The 17,686-nt window shown below is 57.8% G+C and carries 14 protein-coding genes; 8 read left to right on the top strand and 6 right to left on the bottom strand.

Annotated features, from left to right (window positions below; translation table 11 throughout):
• The first annotated feature begins 950 nt into the window (after positions 1–950).
• Both ACY8D3_RS08905 and ACY8D3_RS08900 read left to right on the top strand, forming a co-directional pair.
• Positions 951–2,243 (top strand): tyrosine-type recombinase/integrase, encoded by a 1,293-nt coding sequence (locus tag ACY8D3_RS08905; protein ID WP_462383465.1) that lies wholly within the window; start codon positions 951–953, stop codon positions 2,241–2,243.
• Positions 2,244–2,345: 102 nt separating this feature from the next.
• Entirely contained in the window at positions 2,346–2,672 is a 327-nt protein-coding gene (locus ACY8D3_RS08900) for a hypothetical protein (RefSeq protein WP_462383463.1), read from the top strand.
• Between the two features lie 89 nt (positions 2,673–2,761).
• Here ACY8D3_RS08900 and ACY8D3_RS08895 read toward each other — a convergent pair whose 3' ends face one another.
• Entirely contained in the window at positions 2,762–4,171 is a 1,410-nt protein-coding gene (locus ACY8D3_RS08895; protein ID WP_462384308.1) for an FAD-binding oxidoreductase, read from the bottom strand.
• A 440-nt stretch (positions 4,172–4,611) separates the two neighbouring features.
• On the opposite strand from ACY8D3_RS08895, the gene ACY8D3_RS08890 reads away from it, so the two are divergent.
• From ACY8D3_RS08890 to ACY8D3_RS08870, 5 genes are all read left to right on the top strand, one after another.
• Positions 4,612–5,592, top strand: coding sequence for a tripartite tricarboxylate transporter substrate binding protein (locus ACY8D3_RS08890; RefSeq protein ID WP_462383462.1), 981 nt, complete (start codon positions 4,612–4,614; stop codon positions 5,590–5,592).
• A 65-nt stretch (positions 5,593–5,657) separates the two neighbouring features.
• On the top strand, positions 5,658–6,146 hold the full coding sequence (locus tag ACY8D3_RS08885; RefSeq protein ID WP_462383460.1) for a tripartite tricarboxylate transporter TctB family protein: 489 nt from the start codon (positions 5,658–5,660) through the stop codon (positions 6,144–6,146).
• A 9-nt stretch (positions 6,147–6,155) separates the two neighbouring features.
• A complete protein-coding gene (locus ACY8D3_RS08880) occupies positions 6,156–7,676 on the top strand; it encodes a tripartite tricarboxylate transporter permease (RefSeq protein WP_462383458.1) in 1,521 nt (506 codons plus the stop codon).
• Between the two features lie 248 nt (positions 7,677–7,924).
• Complete coding sequence (locus ACY8D3_RS08875) at positions 7,925–9,583, top strand: nitrite/sulfite reductase (protein WP_462383457.1); 1,659 nt, start codon at positions 7,925–7,927, stop codon at positions 9,581–9,583.
• On the top strand, positions 9,567–10,067 hold the full coding sequence (locus tag ACY8D3_RS08870) for a DUF934 domain-containing protein (RefSeq protein WP_462383455.1): 501 nt from the start codon (positions 9,567–9,569) through the stop codon (positions 10,065–10,067). Before ACY8D3_RS08875 ends, ACY8D3_RS08870 begins: the two co-directional genes overlap by 17 nt.
• A 72-nt stretch (positions 10,068–10,139) precedes the next feature.
• On the opposite strand, the gene ACY8D3_RS08865 is transcribed toward ACY8D3_RS08870, so the two are convergent.
• A complete protein-coding gene (locus ACY8D3_RS08865; protein ID WP_462383453.1) occupies positions 10,140–11,135 on the bottom strand; it encodes a YhdH/YhfP family quinone oxidoreductase in 996 nt (331 codons plus the stop codon).
• 8 nt (positions 11,136–11,143) lie between these two features.
• Positions 11,144–12,163, bottom strand: a complete 1,020-nt coding sequence (gene sohB / locus ACY8D3_RS08860) for a protease SohB (protein ID WP_462383451.1) — start codon at positions 12,161–12,163, stop codon at positions 11,144–11,146.
• 207 nt (positions 12,164–12,370) lie between these two features.
• On the opposite strand from sohB, the gene ACY8D3_RS08855 reads away from it, so the two are divergent.
• Positions 12,371–12,685 carry an SCP2 sterol-binding domain-containing protein gene (locus ACY8D3_RS08855; RefSeq protein WP_462383449.1) on the top strand — a complete coding sequence of 105 codons (315 nt, stop codon included), beginning with the start codon at positions 12,371–12,373 and terminating at the stop codon, positions 12,683–12,685.
• 70 nt (positions 12,686–12,755) lie between these two features.
• Here ACY8D3_RS08855 and nudC read toward each other — a convergent pair whose 3' ends face one another.
• The 3 genes from nudC to ACY8D3_RS08840 form a co-directional block, all read right to left on the bottom strand.
• On the bottom strand, positions 12,756–13,586 hold the full coding sequence (gene nudC, locus ACY8D3_RS08850) for an NAD(+) diphosphatase (protein WP_462384306.1): 831 nt from the start codon (positions 13,584–13,586) through the stop codon (positions 12,756–12,758).
• Positions 13,586–15,238, bottom strand: a complete 1,653-nt coding sequence (locus ACY8D3_RS08845) for a ferrous iron transporter B (protein WP_462383447.1) — start codon at positions 15,236–15,238, stop codon at positions 13,586–13,588. The genes nudC and ACY8D3_RS08845 overlap by 1 nt, the downstream gene beginning before the upstream one ends.
• A 185-nt stretch (positions 15,239–15,423) precedes the next feature.
• Positions 15,424–17,682 carry an Orn/Lys/Arg family decarboxylase gene (locus tag ACY8D3_RS08840; protein ID WP_462383445.1) on the bottom strand — a complete coding sequence of 753 codons (2,259 nt, stop codon included), beginning with the start codon at positions 17,680–17,682 and terminating at the stop codon, positions 15,424–15,426.
• Positions 17,683–17,686: the final 4 nt, after the last annotated feature.

The raw sequence follows: 17,686 nt of genomic DNA, 5'->3' as shown, positions 1-17,686 counted from the left end.
GTTCACCACTCAAACTGCGCTCACCTGCAGTCAGTCAACCGCGGGCTGTGCATCCAGACAGGAAATCGGCGCGGCATGTAGTTCGTTGCTGAGCACTCGTCCTGTGCAGGCTCGTGCTCCTTGATCTCATGGATTAGCCGAGGGCCCATTGAAGCGCCGTGCACGGCACGCCAGTTTTCTATGCTGATAAGTAACAAACGTTCTTGCACATCGTCCCCTAAAAAGCATCGGCCATGGACCGTTCCGCATTGTGCGTTGAGACACGCCTCACCAGGCAGCTTGGAATGGCTTGGCTACTGAAGTCACGTATCCATATACCCGAAGGATTGCAGGCATATGAGGCAGCTGAGGTGAAGTTGAGTTGTCCCACTGAACACTCAGCGCGTTGACGGAGCTGCTACAGGCGATGACTTAACCGAAATGATCTCCGCTGCTGTCCTAAGCGAGTATCCCGCATCGGCTGATGCTATCTAGTGAAGGTATATGCACTGTGGACCCGGCATTGAACGCACAACAACGGCGTTGGGAACGCGGAACGTATCAACTGCGGATATAACTTCGTCCCATGCTATTACCCGCTTTCAAAGCCCGGCACACCGGGACCACGAATCTAGCTTGCAGGCCTTATAACCTGCTGATCCCTGAAGTAATGGTGTTTAAGGCGGACCTGCCCTGCCTGAAATGGGCTACGGTTTCGCGTCCCGTAGCCGCTGACTCGAGCTGATTTTCCAATAAAATAAGGTGGCAAAGGCATACTGGAAGCGATAAACCGCAGTTCGGCATACCCCTTAAGGGTTTCACCAGGAAACTCAAGCAGAAGCGCCGAATACACCCGACTGATACGCTACTACAGGAATGTAATATCCGATAACAGCCAGACCCGGATATTGCATATTTGTCACGGAGCAGTATGCTTGTGAGCTATTCAATAATCTCCAATCTAATAGACAATGCCGCAGCCGCTACAGCCGTTGTTTGAAACCTTTGACCGTTTTCACGAGCTTAATTTCCATCACATGACCGGCGAACTGCCGGCAGTTAAAACGTTTATTGAAGGTTTTCCAGCAGAGATGGCCGCTGCTGACAGTTACCGTTCCGTCCGCTCGTTTCTGAAGTCTTATGCGGGCAATGAGGCTACATACAACTCCTATCGGACACACGTCGAGCGGCTTCTGCTATGGGCTCTACTCGTGGCGCAGAAGCCACTGCTGGATCTGCGCCGCAAGGATGCCGAGGCTTTCATGGAGTTCTGCCTCGATCCTCCGTCTGACTGGGTCGGAAAGATGGTCCGGTCCCGCTTCATACGCAAAGGGAGCCGGAAGAAGGCTGAAACCGATATTTTTGTGTGCAACCCGGATTGGCGGCCGTTTAGTACGACCGTCGCCAAGCGAGAGCGCAAGATTGCGGCAGAATCGATGACCGCCCTCCCACCTCGAGCCTATCGCATGTCCCAAGGGTCGGTTGCACAGGTGTTTGCCGTGTGCGGCAGTTTCTTCCAACACGCAATCGATGAAGGACTCACGGAGGTCAATCCGTTTCGTGCCGTTAAACAGAAATCGGTCTACAAGCAGCGAAACACCGTAGAAGTGGCATCGCGTTCTCTGACGCAGTTGCAGTGGAACTTCGTGATAGAGACGGCGGAGCTTATGGCTGCGGAAGATCCGTCCCATGAGAGAACGTTGTTTATCGTCGCGACGCTTTTCAGTATGTACCTGCGCATATCCGATCTCGTCGGCCGCGATAACTGGACGCCGACCATGGGAGATATCCGCCGGGATTCGACGAAGAGTTGGTGGTTCCATGTTGTCGGCAAGGGCAACAAAGCGGCGAAGATCAGCGTGCGAGACGACTACATCGACACCTATCTCGTACGTTATCGCCGCTACCTGCAACTGCCTCCCCTGCCCTCAGCGCATGAAAAAACGCCGCTTATAAGTAGCGTGAAGGGACGGCCGGGTCTATCGGACCGCCATGTAAGGCTGTTGCTGCAGGACGTTTTCGATCGGTCACTGGCGCGCATGACCGAAGAAGGTTGGAGCGACGACGAGGTCGACCAGTTGCGCTCCGTCTCGTTGCATTGGCTGCGGCATACCTCTGCGACATTTGATGCGCCCTATCGCGACATGAAGGATCTTCAGGCGGACCTTCGCCATAACACCCTAAGTACAACGCAGAACACTTACTACAATTCACTGGATGAGCAACGGGCGCACTCGGTGAAGGCATTGAAGATCAAGCGATGATTGGCTCATCGGCATGCGCGGGAAGAAAGCAGCGTGTTGCACGTCTAACGCTTCAGCCGCTGTGTGATGCCGCTTCGCGACTCGAATTTGGGGAGTTTCCACGTGTATCCAACGACACCCGACGGCCGCTACTTCGTGGTCAAAGGTCGGCTTTGGCGCTCTACCAACCCCGCGATTGACGAGCGGACACGCGACCGGCTCGTCAGTGAGCTGATGTCGGCAAGACGCGCTGTCAAGGACGCCAAGGGATCCAGCGATCCAGATCAGATGAAGGACGCGCGGGCGCGAGTGCAGCATGCAAAGGTAGCGCTGGGCGAACGCGGCCCAGTCTGGTGGGAGGATGGCAGTCCCGACCTTAACCGGCATCTGGTCAAGAATACGGTGTACGCCGAGTGGTACGAAAGCTTGAGCGATGCCGATCCTTCCTGATCTGTCGGGTGCCGCTATGCCACACCAGCCTTGACCGGCGATGATCGAGGGACGCGCGCTTAGTCGACGCCTGTCGACCGCGTATTGCGCTAGAGGACCTTGCCTGGGTTCATTAGGCCCCTTGGATCAAGTGCGGACTTTACCGACTGCATGATCGCAAGCTCGAGCGGGTCCTTGTAACGTTTGGCAGCGGCCTTTTTGGCTACGCCCAGGCCGTGCTCGGCGCTAATGCTGCCATTGAAATCCGCCGTTATGGCATACACCGCATCGGTAATAATCGCTTCCTTTGCCTTGAATTCGTTTGCCTCCATATCGATGGGCTTGCTGATGTTGTAGTGCAGGTTGCCATCTCCGACATGCCCATACGTGACGAGCCTCAGGCCCGGCATGATCGCGGCGAGGCGTTTCTCAGCCTGGACGACGAAGGCAGGAATACTGCTGACTGGGATGCTGATGTCATGCTTCAAGCTCGGCCCTTCATGATTCTGCGCTTCGGATATCCCCTCACGAAGCGCCCATAGGCCGGCGACCTGTGCCTCGTTTGTTGCGATAACAGCGTCCAGGATCAATCCAGACTCAAACCCTTCTGCAAGGCTCGTCTCGAAAAGTTCGGGCAAGCGCGCGCTTTCAAGCGTGTCGCTGAGTTCAATCAGGGCGTACCAGGGATGCGTGGCCTCGAAAGGATCTTTGCAACCCGGAATATGGGTTACTACAAATGTCACAGCCTGACGTGACATCAGCTCGAACCCGGTCAGGCGGTCCCCGCAATGGCTGCGTACCTGGGCGATGAGTGAGATCGCAGCATCGCTACTTGGTAACGCTACCCAGGCTGTCGAAACGCTGCGTGGCCTCGGGTACAACCGCAGGACGGCGGCTGTAATGATCCCCAGTGTGCCTTCGGATCCGATGAACAGGTGCTTGAGGTCGTAGCCGGTGTTGTCCTTGCGCAGCGCTCGCAGCCCATTCCAGATCCGGCCATCCGGCAGCACCGCCTCGATACCGAGTGTCAGCTCACGCATGTTTCCGTAGCGAAGCACAGCCGTGCCACCGGCATTGGTCGCCAGGTTGCCCCCAATCGTACAACTGCCCTCTGCGCCCAGTGAGAGCGGGAAGAACCGCCCGGCTTTGTCGGCTGCTTCCTGTACATGCTGGAGCAAGACACCGGCTTGGACCGTAATCGTGTCGTTCGCCGCATCAACCGCAAGTACCTGGTTCATACGGGTCAAGGACAGCACGATCTGGCGCCCTCCTTCATCTGGGATGGAGCCGCCACACAAGCCCGTATTGCCCCCCTGAGGGACGATCGCAATGCCATGCTCTGCGCATAGCGACACAACGGCCGACACCTGTTGCACGTCCGCCGGGCGAACGACCACCGCAGCAAGGCCCCGATAAGCATTCCGCCAGTCGCTAAGGTACGGAGCCATTTCGCCAGGATCTGTAAGCAGCCCGGCGCGCCCGACGATGGATTCGATATCGGCCAAGAGTCGTTCGTGCAGCATTCTAGAGAATCCCCTTGTTGTAGTTGTTGTTCAACCTTCTAACAGTACGGCTTCGAGGTACGTCATCGTATGTCATTCCGGCCGTCTAGGACACCATGCGCAGAGGCATGGCGGCGTTAACCACGCGGCATAGCCTGCAATTGATCGTTGACGTGGCATATGTGGACTGGTAAGAATTCACCATGTCGTCTGACAACATAGTCGACCATAACAAATACAAACGGAGCGTCGCCATGACACATTCGTCCGCACCACATGCTTCCTGCCTAACCGCCTGCTGGTGCAGACAGTTCGCCGTTTTGCTCAGCACCGTCCGAGCAACGCCCGCCCCCGTTACAAACCGCGCCTTTACCTATCGCCTTCATTTCCTGCCCACGCTTTAGCAATGGCAGGTCTAGCGCCACGCACCCCAAAGAAATCCAAAAACGGAGTACGCCATGAAAAAAATAATACGCGCCACCCTCTTGTCCGCCATGACCGCAATCGGAACGATAGGTCTGAGCAGCACTGCTCATGCGGCTGATGACGTCAAATGGCCGACACGCCCCGTCCAGGTCGTCGTGATTGCCAACCCAGGCGGAGACACGGACTTCAATGCCCGGCTCATGGCCAAGTACTTCCAAAAGATCACGGGCCGCAACATGGTCGTGACGAACGTGGCAGGCGGCGGTGGCACCCTCGCTGCGGAGCAAGTCAAAGGCGCAGCCGCTGATGGCAATACGCTCCTCTTCACCCACCCTGGCCAGTTGATCGTGAACGAAGTTGCGGGCCTCACCAACGACAGCTTCGAGGCATTCGACGTGGCTTGCATCGCCGGTGTCGACAAGGGCGCCGTGTTCGTAGCGTCCACACAATCGGGTGTATCGAGCCTCAAGGACCTTGTCGACAAGGCCAAGGCGAACCCTGAGAGCGTTACCTATGGCACCGAGATGGGTAACTTCTCTCACATCCAGGGCCTGATGTTTGAAAAGCTGACCGGCGCGAAGCTGAAGATGGTTGACTCGGGTACCGTGTCGGAAAAGGTCGTTGCGTTGCTGGGTGGTCGTATCGATATGGGTGCGATCAGCTATGGCTCGGTACAGGACTACATCAACGGTGGCCAGATGGTCGCTCTGGGCCAGCCTAACGCCGAGCGTAACCCGCTGCTGGGCGATGTGCCGACATTCAAGGAGCAAGGCGTCGACTTCACCATCGACAAGCCCTACGTGGTCGCCTTCCCGAAAGGCACTGACGCTGCGATCGTCAACAAGATGTCGGACGTCATGAAGCAGATCACCGAACTGCCGGAATACGCCGAAGAGCTCAAGAAGTTCAAGCAGCCGGTGGCCTTCTACGGCACCGAAGAAGCCAAGCAAGTCCTGGCCAAGACGCGCGAAGACTTCATGCAGTTCAAGGACGCGCTCCGTTCCTCGAAGTGATCCCGGCGGCTCGCTCCTGTTAGGGAGCGAGCCCAACCAAGCACGTCATTCCGAGAGGTGCCAACGTGCATGCTTCCAAGAAGAAAGAGCTGATCATTGGCCTTGCCATGCTCGGCGCGGGCATTGCCTACCTGGTGATGACCCTTCGACTCCCCGGCCATGATGGCATCGATGCAGCGTCGATACCGTTCCTGCTGGCAGTCATGTTATGCGGTCTGGGTCTTATCCACCTGCTGATGCTCCTCCGTTCACCCAAGGCGCTGGAGAAGGAAACGACAGGCGAAGACGTCGCGCCCGGCGTTAAGTCCGATGTGAAGACGGTGTTTCTTACGCTCGGCTTGATAACCGTCTATATCGCCACCCTGTCGTACGCCGGTTTCCCGATTGCGACCCCGATTTATCTCTATCTGCAGTTCCTGGTCCTCACACCGGAAGGCCAAAAGCCGAACCATGTCGCTTACGCCGCGACCGCGTTGATCACGGCCGCCACGGTGTACTTCCTGTTCCGCGAAGTCTTCGACCTCATGCTGCCGTCCGGCCCGGTGCCGTTCTAGGAGCCTTTCATGTTGGACTTGCTCGCTGCCGGCTTCGGCGCAGTATTCTCGGTACAAATCATTCTTCTCATTGCCGTTGGGGTAGCGGTCGGGATCGTGTTTGGCGCGGTGCCCGGGCTTTCAGCCACCATGGCTATCGCTCTCTGCCTACCTCTGACCTTCACGATGGGTCCACAGGCAGGCCTCGCGTTGCTCGTCGCTCTGTTCATCGGCGCGACCTCTGGCGGCCTCATCTCCGCCATCCTGCTCAAGATTCCTGGTACCCCCTCCTCGATCGCCACGGTATTCGACGGCGGCCCGCTCATGGAGAAGGGTCAGGGCGTTAAAGCGCTGGGCGTAGGCATCGTCTTCTCATTCCTGGGGACCATCTTCAGTATTGCGGCGCTGATGTTCATCGCGCCGGAACTGGCCAAGGTGGCTCTACGCTTCGGTCCCCATGAGTATTTCGCCATTGCGGTGTTCTCACTGACCCTGATTGCCACCCTTTCCACCGGGTCAATGGTGAAAGGCCTGTTCGCCGGGACACTGGGTTTTGCAGTCTCTACAGTCGGAATTGCACCGGTAGAGGCAATCCGCCGGTTTACCTTTGACTTCGCTGAGCTAAATGGCGGTTTTGCCATGCTTACGGTGATGATCGGGATGTTCGCGGTCGCCGAGATCATCAAGGTTGCCGAGACCGGCCGCAGGGTGCGTCAGGAGAAAGCGCAGTCCGTGAGCATGAAGAACATCAAGGGGTTCGGATTCTCCATGAAGGAGTTTCGCGAGCAGATTCCCAACGCAACCCGCTCCGGCTTCATAGGTCTTGCGATCGGCATTCTGCCAGGCATCGGTGCCGGCACCTCGAACCTTGTCGCCTACATTATCTCGAAGAAACGGGCGAAGGATCCGGAGACCTACGGCAAAGGGAATATTGGCGGAGTTGTCGCGAGCGAGACGGCGAACAATGCGGGTATCGGCGGTGCGATGCTGCCGCTGATGACATTGGGTATTCCTGGAGATACGGTCACCGCGATCATGCTTGGCGGCTTCCTGATCCATGGCATTCAACCGGGCCCTCTTCTCTTTATCACCCAGGGCCCGCTGGTTTATAGCATTTTCGCGTCGCTGATCGTCGCAACCGTGCTGATGCTGTTCATGGAGTTCTATGGGTTACGCCTGTTCATCAAGCTGCTCGATATCCCCAAGCATATTCTTCTGCCCATCATCCTCGTACTGTGCGTTGTAGGCGCATTCGGACTGTCCAGCCGCGTATTCGACGTCTGGTCGATTCTTCTCTTCGGCCTGTTGGGTTACGCCTTCGTCAAAGGGGGCATTCCGCCTGCCCCGTTCATCATTGGCTTCATTCTGGGGCCAATGGCTGAGACCAATCTGAGACGCGGGTTAATGCTGTCGAACAACAACTTCTGGGCGTTCTTCCAGAATCCGATTGCTGCAGCATTCCTGGGCCTCGCGATCGTATTCATCGCTTGGCATGTGTTCAGTGCGTTGCGCCCGAAGAAAGGCGCAGTAGGCGAATTGCTTCGCAGCTGATCGGAAGCTGATCTGAACGATGGCCGGGGCACTCCCCGGCCATTTTTGTTAGTGGCGGTACAGTTCCGGCTTATCAGCAAAGCTGATTACCATATATTTATTCTTCACTTTTACGCATAACGCGAAGCTGCTATTTTCCAAGGCCCTTCATGGTGGAACGCACAGGAGCCGAAGAGCTCGATATGCGTCTCGCCGTGCCTGCGCAACCGTGAGCGCACAGCAGCAGTGCCTGACCGACAGGATTTTCCATGTACGTTTATGACTCATACGATCAACGCATCGTCGAGGATCGCGTCAAACAGTTCCGAGACCAGACCCGCCGGTATCTTGCAGGCGAACTGAGCGGAGAAGAGTTTCGCCCTCTCCGTCTCCAGAACGGACTGTACATACAGCGCTACGCGCCGATGCTCCGTGTTGCTGTCCCCTACGGCCTGCTCGCGTCTCGCCAGGTCCGCAAGCTCGCGCAGATCGCGCGCGATTACGATAAGGGCTACGCTCATATCAGCACCCGCCAGAACGTCCAATTCAACTGGCCGGAGCTTGAGGACGTACCGGAAATCCTCGCCGAGCTCGCTACTGTTCAGATGCACGCCATTCAGACCAGCGGCAACTGCATTCGCAACACCACGACGGATCAGTTTGCAGGCGTGGCCCGAGATGAACTGATCGACCCTCGCCCATGGTGCGAATTGATTCGTCAGTGGTCGACATTCCACCCTGAATTCGCGCACCTGCCCCGCAAGTTCAAGATTGCCGTGAATGGCGCTCGCCAGGACCGCGCGGCGATCGAAGTTCACGATATCGGGCTCGAGGCCGTCAAGAACAACGCTGGCGAGCTTGGGTTCCGCGTATCCGTGGGGGGCGGCCTTGGCCGTACCCCCATTGTGGGCAGCTTCATCAATGAGTTCGTGGCGTGGCCGCACTTGCTGACCTATCTCGAAGCGATCCTGCGCGTATACAACCGGTACGGACGAAGGGACAACAAGTTCAAGGCGCGTATCAAGATACTCGTGAAGGCACTAACTCCGGCGGTATTTGCCGAGCGCGTCGAGGCGGAATGGGCCCACCTGAAAGACGGCCCGGCCACCCTCACTGAAGCCGAGGTCAGCCGCGTCGCAGCATTCTTCATAGACCCGGCGTACCAGAACCTGGCGGATGAAGACGAAGCCCTGGCAAGCCTTGATGCCGAGCATCCGGGTTTTGCCCGCTGGCGCACACGCAATGTCGTACCACACAAGAAGCCTGGATACGCTGCGGTTACGCTATCGCTCAAGCCTACGGGCGTAGCGCCCGGCGATGTCACGGATAAGCAACTCGATGCGATCGCAGACCTTTCGGATCGCTATAGCTTCGGCGAAGTGCGCAACAGCCACAATCAGAACATGATCCTGGCCGATGTGGAGCAGCGCCAGCTGTTCACGCTCTGGAACGAACTTCGCGAACACGGTTTTGCCTCTCCGAATATCGGTTTGCTGACCGACATGATCTGCTGCCCAGGTGGCGACTTCTGCTCGCTGGCCAATGCGAAGTCCATCCCTGTTGCGGAAGCGATACAGCGGCGCTTCGATGACCTTGACTACCTCTTCGATCTTGGCGATATCGACCTGAACATCTCGGGCTGCATGAACGCTTGCGGCCACCACCACGTAGGGCACATAGGTATTTTGGGTGTCGACAAGAAAGGCGAAGAGTTCTATCAGGTCTCGCTTGGCGGCAGTTCTGCACGTGATGCCTCGCTGGGCCAGATTCTTGGTCCATCATTCGCACAGGAAGTCATGCCCGACGTCATCAGCAAGGTCATCGATGTTTATGTAGAGCGCCGGACAGAAGATGAGCGTTTCATCGATACCTTCCGCCGTATCGGCATCGACCCATTCAAGGAGCGCGTTTATGCAGCGAATCATTAAGAACGACCAGGTCGTCGATGAGAGCTGGCATCTGCTGCCAAAGGACGTTTCGCTCGAAGACCTATCGAACAGCGACGACATCATCATTCCCATGTCGCTTTGGCTTGAGCATGGCCATGCCCTTCGCGCGCGTGATGGCAGCCTCGGTGTCTGGCTCGACGCGGGTGAAGAGATCGAGGATATTGCCTCGGAGCTGGACAAGTTCCAGGTGATTGCACTCAACTTTCCCGCCTTCACTGATGGTCGCCATTTCTCGACTGCGCGCCTTCTACGCGAGCGCTACGGTTACAAGGGTGAAGTCAGGGCGATTGGCGATGTCCTGCGTGACCAGCTGTTCTTCATGAAACGCTGCGGGTTCGACGCTTATGCGGTGCGAGCGGACCGCGATCCTTACGATGCATTGGAGGGGCTGAAGGACTTTTCCGAGACCTACCAAGGGGCGGCCGACGACGCGCGGCCGCTCTTCCGTCGCCGCCAGGCATAACTCAGAAAAAAGGGGCTGCGCAATGCGGCCCCTTTTCTATCAGGATGCGTCTGCTGAGCCGCTTCTGTGCCGTTATGTCAGATTCACCAGGACACGGCCCCGCTGGCGCCCCGCAAGCATTTGGCTGATCGCGCCTGGCAGCTCATCAAGACCGATTTCCGTCACAAGTAGATCAAGGTTATCCAGCTTCCATTGCACAGACAGCTTGTCCCACATGGATGCCTTGGCAACCAATGGCAGTTCAACCGAATCAACACCCAACAGGTTCACGCCACGCAGTATGAATGGCAATACGGTCGCCTCGAAGGAGGTACCGGCAGTCAAACCACAACATGCAACGCTTGCCCCATGCTGGAGGGACTTCACCACGTTGAACAGGATATCGCCTCCGACCGTATCGATAGCGCCTGCCCAGGACTCGTTGAGCAATGGTTTCCCTACTCCATCCTGCGCAGTGGCTCGGTCCAGGATCTGACTGGCTCCAAGTTGGTGTAGAAACCCGGCTTGCTCCTGTTTGCCGGTAGCCGCGGCTACCGTATATCCCAGCTTGGCGAGCAGTGCTACGGCTAGCGTCCCTACACCGCCGGTGGCCCCCGTAACCAGAACAGGTCCTGCTTCACGGTCGATACCCATATGTTCGAGCTTCTCGATACACAGGCCTGCGGTCAGGCCTGCTGTACCTAGAATCATCGCCTCCCGGATCGATAATCCAGCGGGCCGTTTGATGACCCAACCTGCTGGAACGCGGATGTATTGGCCGAAGCCGCCGGGGGTGTCCATTCCAAGGTCGTATCCCGTGACGATGACCTCATCGCCAGGTGCAAAATCGCTGACTCGAGACGCCTCGACAACCCCTGCGGCATCGATTCCGGGAGTGTGGGGATACTTTCTCGTCACACCTCTATTGCCGGTTGCCGATAAGGCATCCTTGTAGTTCAGGGATGAATAGTGGGCACGGATCAGCACATCATTGCCGGGCAGATCCATGACCTGTCGTTCGGCTATCTGCTGGTCGAAGGTCTCGTGTGCCTTTTCCTCTACCCAGAGCGCTTTGAACGATGTGGCCATGTTCACTCCTACCAGAACCGTTGTTGTTGGAGCCTGCTCAACCAGGTCAGCAGTGAGCGGTCAACCGCCGCGCTCGCGGCAAGGCCGACGCGTTCTGGCAGGCTTTTCTTCTCGACATAGCGTAGCTGGAACAGTTCGGCATGCGCAGCACGATCAGCCAGATATTCATCACTGGTCTTGAGCTCATCAACCAATTGCTTGCCAAGCGCGGCCTGGCCGAGCCATACCTCACCAGTGGCGACTTCATCGATAGCCAGTTGAGGGCGATATCGTGCGACAAAGTTCTTGAACAGCTCGTGCGTTGACTCGAGATCCTCTTGAAACTTCTCACGCCCCTTCTCGGTGTTTTCACCGAAGACGGTCAACGTGCGCTTGTACTCGCCAGCGGTCAACACCTCGAAATCCACGTCATGCTTCTTCAGAAGCCGGTGCACGTTTGGAAGCTGCGCAACCACGCCTATGGACCCCAGTATCGCGAAGGGCGCGCTGAGAATGCGATCGCCAATACATGCCATCATGTAACCGCCGCTTGCGGCGACCTTATCGACGCACACCGTCAGCGGCACGCCCGCCTGACGGATCCGGGCGAGCTGCGAGGCCGCCAAGCCATACCCATGGACCATGCCGCCGCCGCTCTCCAAACGCAGGACCACTTCGTCCCGGGGTGTAGCCATTCCAAGCAGCGCGGTGACCTCATGCCGTAACTGATCGGTAGCGGACGCTTTGATGTCCCCATCGAAATCCAGCACGAATACGCGCGCTTTCTCTTCCGATTTACGGGCCTGCTTCGTGGCCTTTGCTTCTGCCTTGCGCAGCGCTTTCAGCTTGTCCTTGTCCAGCAACGCCTGTTCCAGCCGATGCCGGAGATCCTTGTAGAAGTCGTTCATCCTGATGACATCCAGATGCCCGCCCCCCGTTCGTCTACCCCGTCCCCGCAAAACGGCGATCATGATCAGGACGATCAATATCGCCACGATGATCGTGACCGTGCGCGCAAGGAAACCCGCGTATTCCGACAGAAACTCCACGTATGACCCCTTATGTTGTTGGGCTGCCTTTCGAGCCTTGAAACGAAGAATACCGATGCGTACCCGGCTCAGCCAGCGTGCCAGCGGCAGCGCAGGTTACACGCGTTCAAACAAACGTATGATTGTCGATTGACAGCAGCCTTCGCGCCACCTTACGCTCGGCTCATCTTCGGCTGGTCCGAAGTCCCTACTTACAAGGAGAATGCCGTGAGCTCTGTTGCTGAAGTCACTGAAAAACTGCACGCACGATTCAACCCTTCTGCCGCCCAAGGCCTCGACTTGATCTTCCAGTTCAGCATCGAAGACGCAGAGAACTACTATCTCGTCGTTAAGGATGGCACCTGCGACCTCAAGCAAGGTGATGCTACCGATCCGAACGTCACGCTTATCATGGACAGCGAAACCCTCAAGGGTATCGTCAGCGGCGAGACTGATGGCATGCAGGCTTTCATGAGCGGCAAGCTGCGGACCGAAGGCGATATGATGCTGGCGATGAAGTTGGGCGAGCTGTTCCCTGCCTAAGCACCGTTGCATTCAAGAAAAGCCGTGGCAGCTGCCGCGGTTTTTTTTGCCCTGAAAAAGCTGGCGGCTTTCAAAGCGGGAATGGCGGCGGCTGGCTGCCTCTTCGCTCGGCAAGGTAGGTATCAATCAAGAACCGCGCAATACTCATCTTGCCAGGCAGCGGGGGCAATTCGTCGAGGCGAAACCAGCGCGCATCCTCGATTTCCTCCGGTTGCAGCGTGATATCCCCACTTCTGTATTCGGCGTGATACCCCAGCATGAGGGAATGGGGGAATGGCCAGCTTTGGCTCGCAAGGTAACGCAGGTTGCGGACGCTGACACCCACCTCTTCGTGTACCTCGCGATGCACGCAGTCTTCGGCGCTTTCGCCCGGCTCGACGAAACCGGCTAATGTGCTGTAGACGCCGGGTAGAAAACGTGGCGACCTAGCCAGCAATACTTCGTCTCCACGCGTGACCAGCACGATCATACTTGGCGAGATGCGGGGATACTGACGTAGCCCGCAGGCCGGGCAATGGCGCGCGCGCTCACCCTTCACAGACACCATTGGCGCGCCACAGTGGCCACAGAATCGATGTTCTCGCATCCAAGTAGCGATTTGCGCGGCGTATACGAGTATGCGATAGGTGTCGCGGTCGCTTGCCGCCATCATCAATGTGCGGAGGGGTTGCCATTCTGTATCAGGGATGGCTGGAGCATCGTCCAGATCGATCACGGATACCGCTTCACCTCGGAATCGCCCCAGCCCCGCCTCGTCTCTAACCGATAGCGACAGGCCATGGACCCAGGCACGATTGAAGAACACGCCTTGGCTGCCGACGAGGAATCCTTCGCGGCTGCGAACGAGCGTTTTTGCACTTTCCGTGTGATCGATCCATCCAGCGATCCACTGATTATCTATCAAGCTGCGACTGCCTCTGATTGCAACGCTTGCAGGCTTTCTTCGGCTAGATCGAGAACCTTGCCCCGCATCTGGCCACCGCGGCTGCCAGATTCCAGGAAGTACTCGAGGCTGGTCAACGCATCTGCCAGCGTCTCAATGGTTTGAGCTGCCGGCACTGTCTGGGTTTCAACCATTTGCGTACGAATGAAGCGTTCGCACGTCGATACCATTTCTGCGGCACGCTGCTCATCGAGGAACCAGAATGCGCCCCTCACTGTTTCGAGTGACTCTGGCACACCTTCCAGGTGCTGGTGATCACCTTGCGTGTCCAGAAAGGTACTGATGGCACCCCGAGTGCGAGCCAGGCCTTGTAACGCCTCCTGAACAACGGCGAGTTTTGCCTGCGCGAGCTGACTCTGTACAACAGCGTCTGGCTCTGAAACGTCCGCTGGCGACGTGGACTCCGTAACAAGCCATCGGATCTGCGCTTCGACATCAAGCAGTGCTCGTGCAAGGTCCGTCAGCGCGGTCGGTGCCATAACGAACCCCTCGCGTGGCGCAATATGCTCAATCTGCGACTCGATAGCACTGGCGACGGCAGGAAGGCCGGCGCCTTCCAGGGTTTTTGCGAGACGGGATGTCCTGTGCGACAGATCGGAAACGCCTTCCGGGCCAGCTGCGCCGCGCTCGACCAGGTCGAGCAAGTCTTTGATTTCCGCCAGCTCTTCGTTCAGCGCCGTTGCAAGGCTGCGCATGACATCGCGACCTGGCGCTGCGAGGCGAGCATACTCATCCGCCAGCTCACGGTCGCCGAATGGAAGGCCCGATAGCTTAAACACGGACTTCAGCTCACGGCTCTTAGGCCCGTCCGTATTCGCGAGTGTGATGAGATAGAGCAGCTCCTTGAGGAGTGAAGCCGGAGCTTCGTGGCTGGACTGCCTGATGCAGTCACGCAGCGCACGATCCAGGCGCCCAAGAAGCCGTTTGCGCTTGTCGTTAACGATCAGATCGCCGTCGCGCATTGCCTCGAGCGCAGCGGCCGCTATCCAACAGAGGCGTAGCGCGGGCTCAGTGTCGAAACTAGCCTGCAGTCTTACCATGGCGCGCTCCATGAGCCGCAGGCTGGGCTCTGGGTTGTCGTCACGGCAATATCCAAGCAGCCCAACCTGATACATATGGCGCAAACGGCCGGCTGCGGCCGGCCTGATGTCATCCGGCAACGATGAGGTCGTGCTAGCAACGCGCGGCTGATCGAGCGCCACGCTAAAGAAGAAGCTCTCGGGGAGCAGTGTCAACCCGGCGGCCTGACGTATGACGTCAATCGTGGGAAGCAGGAGCTCGGGCGCGGCGGCGAATCGGCCGTCTACGCTTTCGAGGTATCGACGCAAGATGTGAAGTCCGGTACCGAGCGCGGCGAGCTGTTGGTTCCGATCATCGCCGGCGCCTGCCGGGATGCCCATGGCCATACGCATCATTTCCTGGACAAGAAGACAACCGCTGGGTAACTCGACCAGTTCCAGGATGCCTCTCATCTGCTGCAGACCGTCGATGGCCTGCTGTAGCGGGACCCCGTCGTTGCGATCGCAAATGAAGCGCTCCAGGCTGTCTTCGGTGTGAGCGATCGTTTCGAACAGACCTTCGCGAACGAGCTCGAGCGGCGAACCTAACATGTCAGCTAACTCCTTTCAGCACGACCAGGCGACCACGCGAGTGATCCGGAGCAATTCAGCTACCGGGCATAGGTCACAGTATCGATTTCTATTGGCAGACGGCACGCACCGCCCTTGAGCTACGCCACTATAGCAATAGCGCCCAGCATTCCAAATCACGCCGGTCCCGAGCCGTCGACCGCTGATCATTCCATGATGCAATCGACAGTATAGGTGTGACCGCCGTCGTCTGTAATGGACACTTCAAGTCCATGCACATCCGCGTCGAACCCCGGAAACGCCCGGTCGAACCGATCTGCGAATGCCAGATAGTCAATGATTGAACGGGTTGTTTCGGTGAAGCGTTCACCGGGCATTATCAACGGAATGCCCGGTGGATATGGCACCAGCATGACGGCAGCGATACGACCGTCCAGCGCATCGATTGGCACCGCTTCCACTTCGCCACGCACGAGCTTGTCATACGCATCCGCTGGCGTCATTGCCACGTCAGGCAGCGCCGTATACATCCGCTTCATCAGCCTTGCGGTGGCATTCTCGCGATAGCATGAATGAAGCGCGTCGCACAGGTCCCGTAGCCCCATGCGGGCATACCGGGCACGGTCCTCGCACGCGATCGACGGAAGCACATCAACCAATGGCGCGTTGGCGTCATAGCTACGTTTGAATTCAAGCAATTCGGTCAGCAGCGTGCTCCATTTGCCTTTGGTAATGCCCATCGAGAACAGCACCAGGAAGGAGTAGAGACCAGTCTTTTCGACGACGAGGCCACGCTCCCATAAAAACTTGCTTACCACGGCCGCTGGGATACCGCGATCATCGAGGCGGCCACTCGCGGTCAGGCCGGGCATGGCGAGCGTGACCTTGATGGGGTCGAGCATCGCGTAGTCATTGCTCACCTGACCGAAACCATGCCACTCCTCATCAGGATCAAGGACCCAGTCGGATGTCGTGACCTCTTCGACGCCTTCAACGCCAGTCGGCTGCCAGATGGTGAACCACCAATCGTCGTCCTTGAAACTGCGGCGTAGGTTTGCGAGCGCGCGTCGGAAGCTCAGCGCCTCGTCGAACGTTTCCTGAATGAGCGAATGGCCCGCAGGGCCCTCCATCATTGCGGACGCCACATCGAGTGAAGCCAGTATGCTGTACTGAGGAGACGTAGAGGTGTGCATCATGAACGCTTCGTTGAAACGATCGCGATCCAGTACACGTTGCCCGCCATCCTGTACATGGATCATGGATGCCTGGCTGAAGGCAGCCAGGAGCTTATGGGTGGAATGGGTGCTGAAGACCAGTGGCGCGTTCTCGTGGCGTGTCGTGCCCATGCCGTAGCGGCCGGCGTAGAAACCATGAAATGCCGCGTAGGCGTACCAGGCCTCATCGAAATGCAGTACATCCACTGTGCCTGCCAACGCTTCCTTGATGAGCTCTGCGTTGTAGCACAGCCCGTCGTAGGTAGAGTTGGTGACGACTGCAAGTTTTATCCGCGCGGCTCGCCCATGCGCGAGGGGGCTGGCGGCAATCTTCGCCTCGATCGACTCCCGGCTGAACTCGGAAAGCGGTATTGGCCCGATGATGCCTAGCGCGTTGCGCTCCGGAACCAGATAGAGCGGGATTGCGCCGGTCATGATGATTGAATGCAGGATCGACTTATGGCAATTACGGTCAACGAGGACCAGATCGCCGCGCGCCACCATGCTGTGCCATACGATCTTGTTGGCCGTCGAGGTTCCATTGATTACGAAGAACGTATGATCGGCGCCGAAATTACGGGCAGCCCGGGCTTCGGCCTCCGCCAGCGGACCTGTATGGTCGAGAAGAGACCCGAGCTCCGGCACGGATACTGAAAGATCCGAGCGCAACGTGTTTTCGCCGAAGAACTCGTGGAATGCCTGTCCGACGGGGCTCTTGCGGAAAGCAACGCCTCCGCCGTGTCCGGGCGTATGCCAGGAATAGTTGGACTGGGCAGTGTGTCGCACCAGTGCCTTGAAGAATGGGGGCAAAAGACCGGACAGATAGTTGCGCGCCGCACGCGACACCTGGCGTGCCAGGAACGGAACCGTATCCTCGAAGAGATAGAGAAGGCCCCTGAGCTGGTTCAGGTCCGCCATGGCCTCAGCAGGCGCATTCTCGATCGTGATTTGTTCACCAAGCGCAAAGATCGGCAATTGCGGTGCCCGGGCCCGGGCCACGCGGATGAGTTCCACCATGTCCTTCAGAAGACGTCGATCTTCTCCGGCGCCCTCCGCTGCTACAAGAATGCAGGCCAGGCCATGATGGGTTGACGCAACGATCCGTCCCTCTGCGGAGTCAGACGTGGACAGGATAAGAAATCCATCACGCTCAAGCTCATTCGCGATGCCCCTTACACGTTCCCCTGCCACCGTATCTGCTTTGATATCGCGGTGGACGATCAGGATGGGAAACTTCAGGTCTTTATACATGTGC

Source organism: Pseudomonas sp. Marseille-QA0892 (genome assembly GCF_054950135.1).
This window is presented reverse-complemented; position numbering and strand designations above follow the sequence as displayed.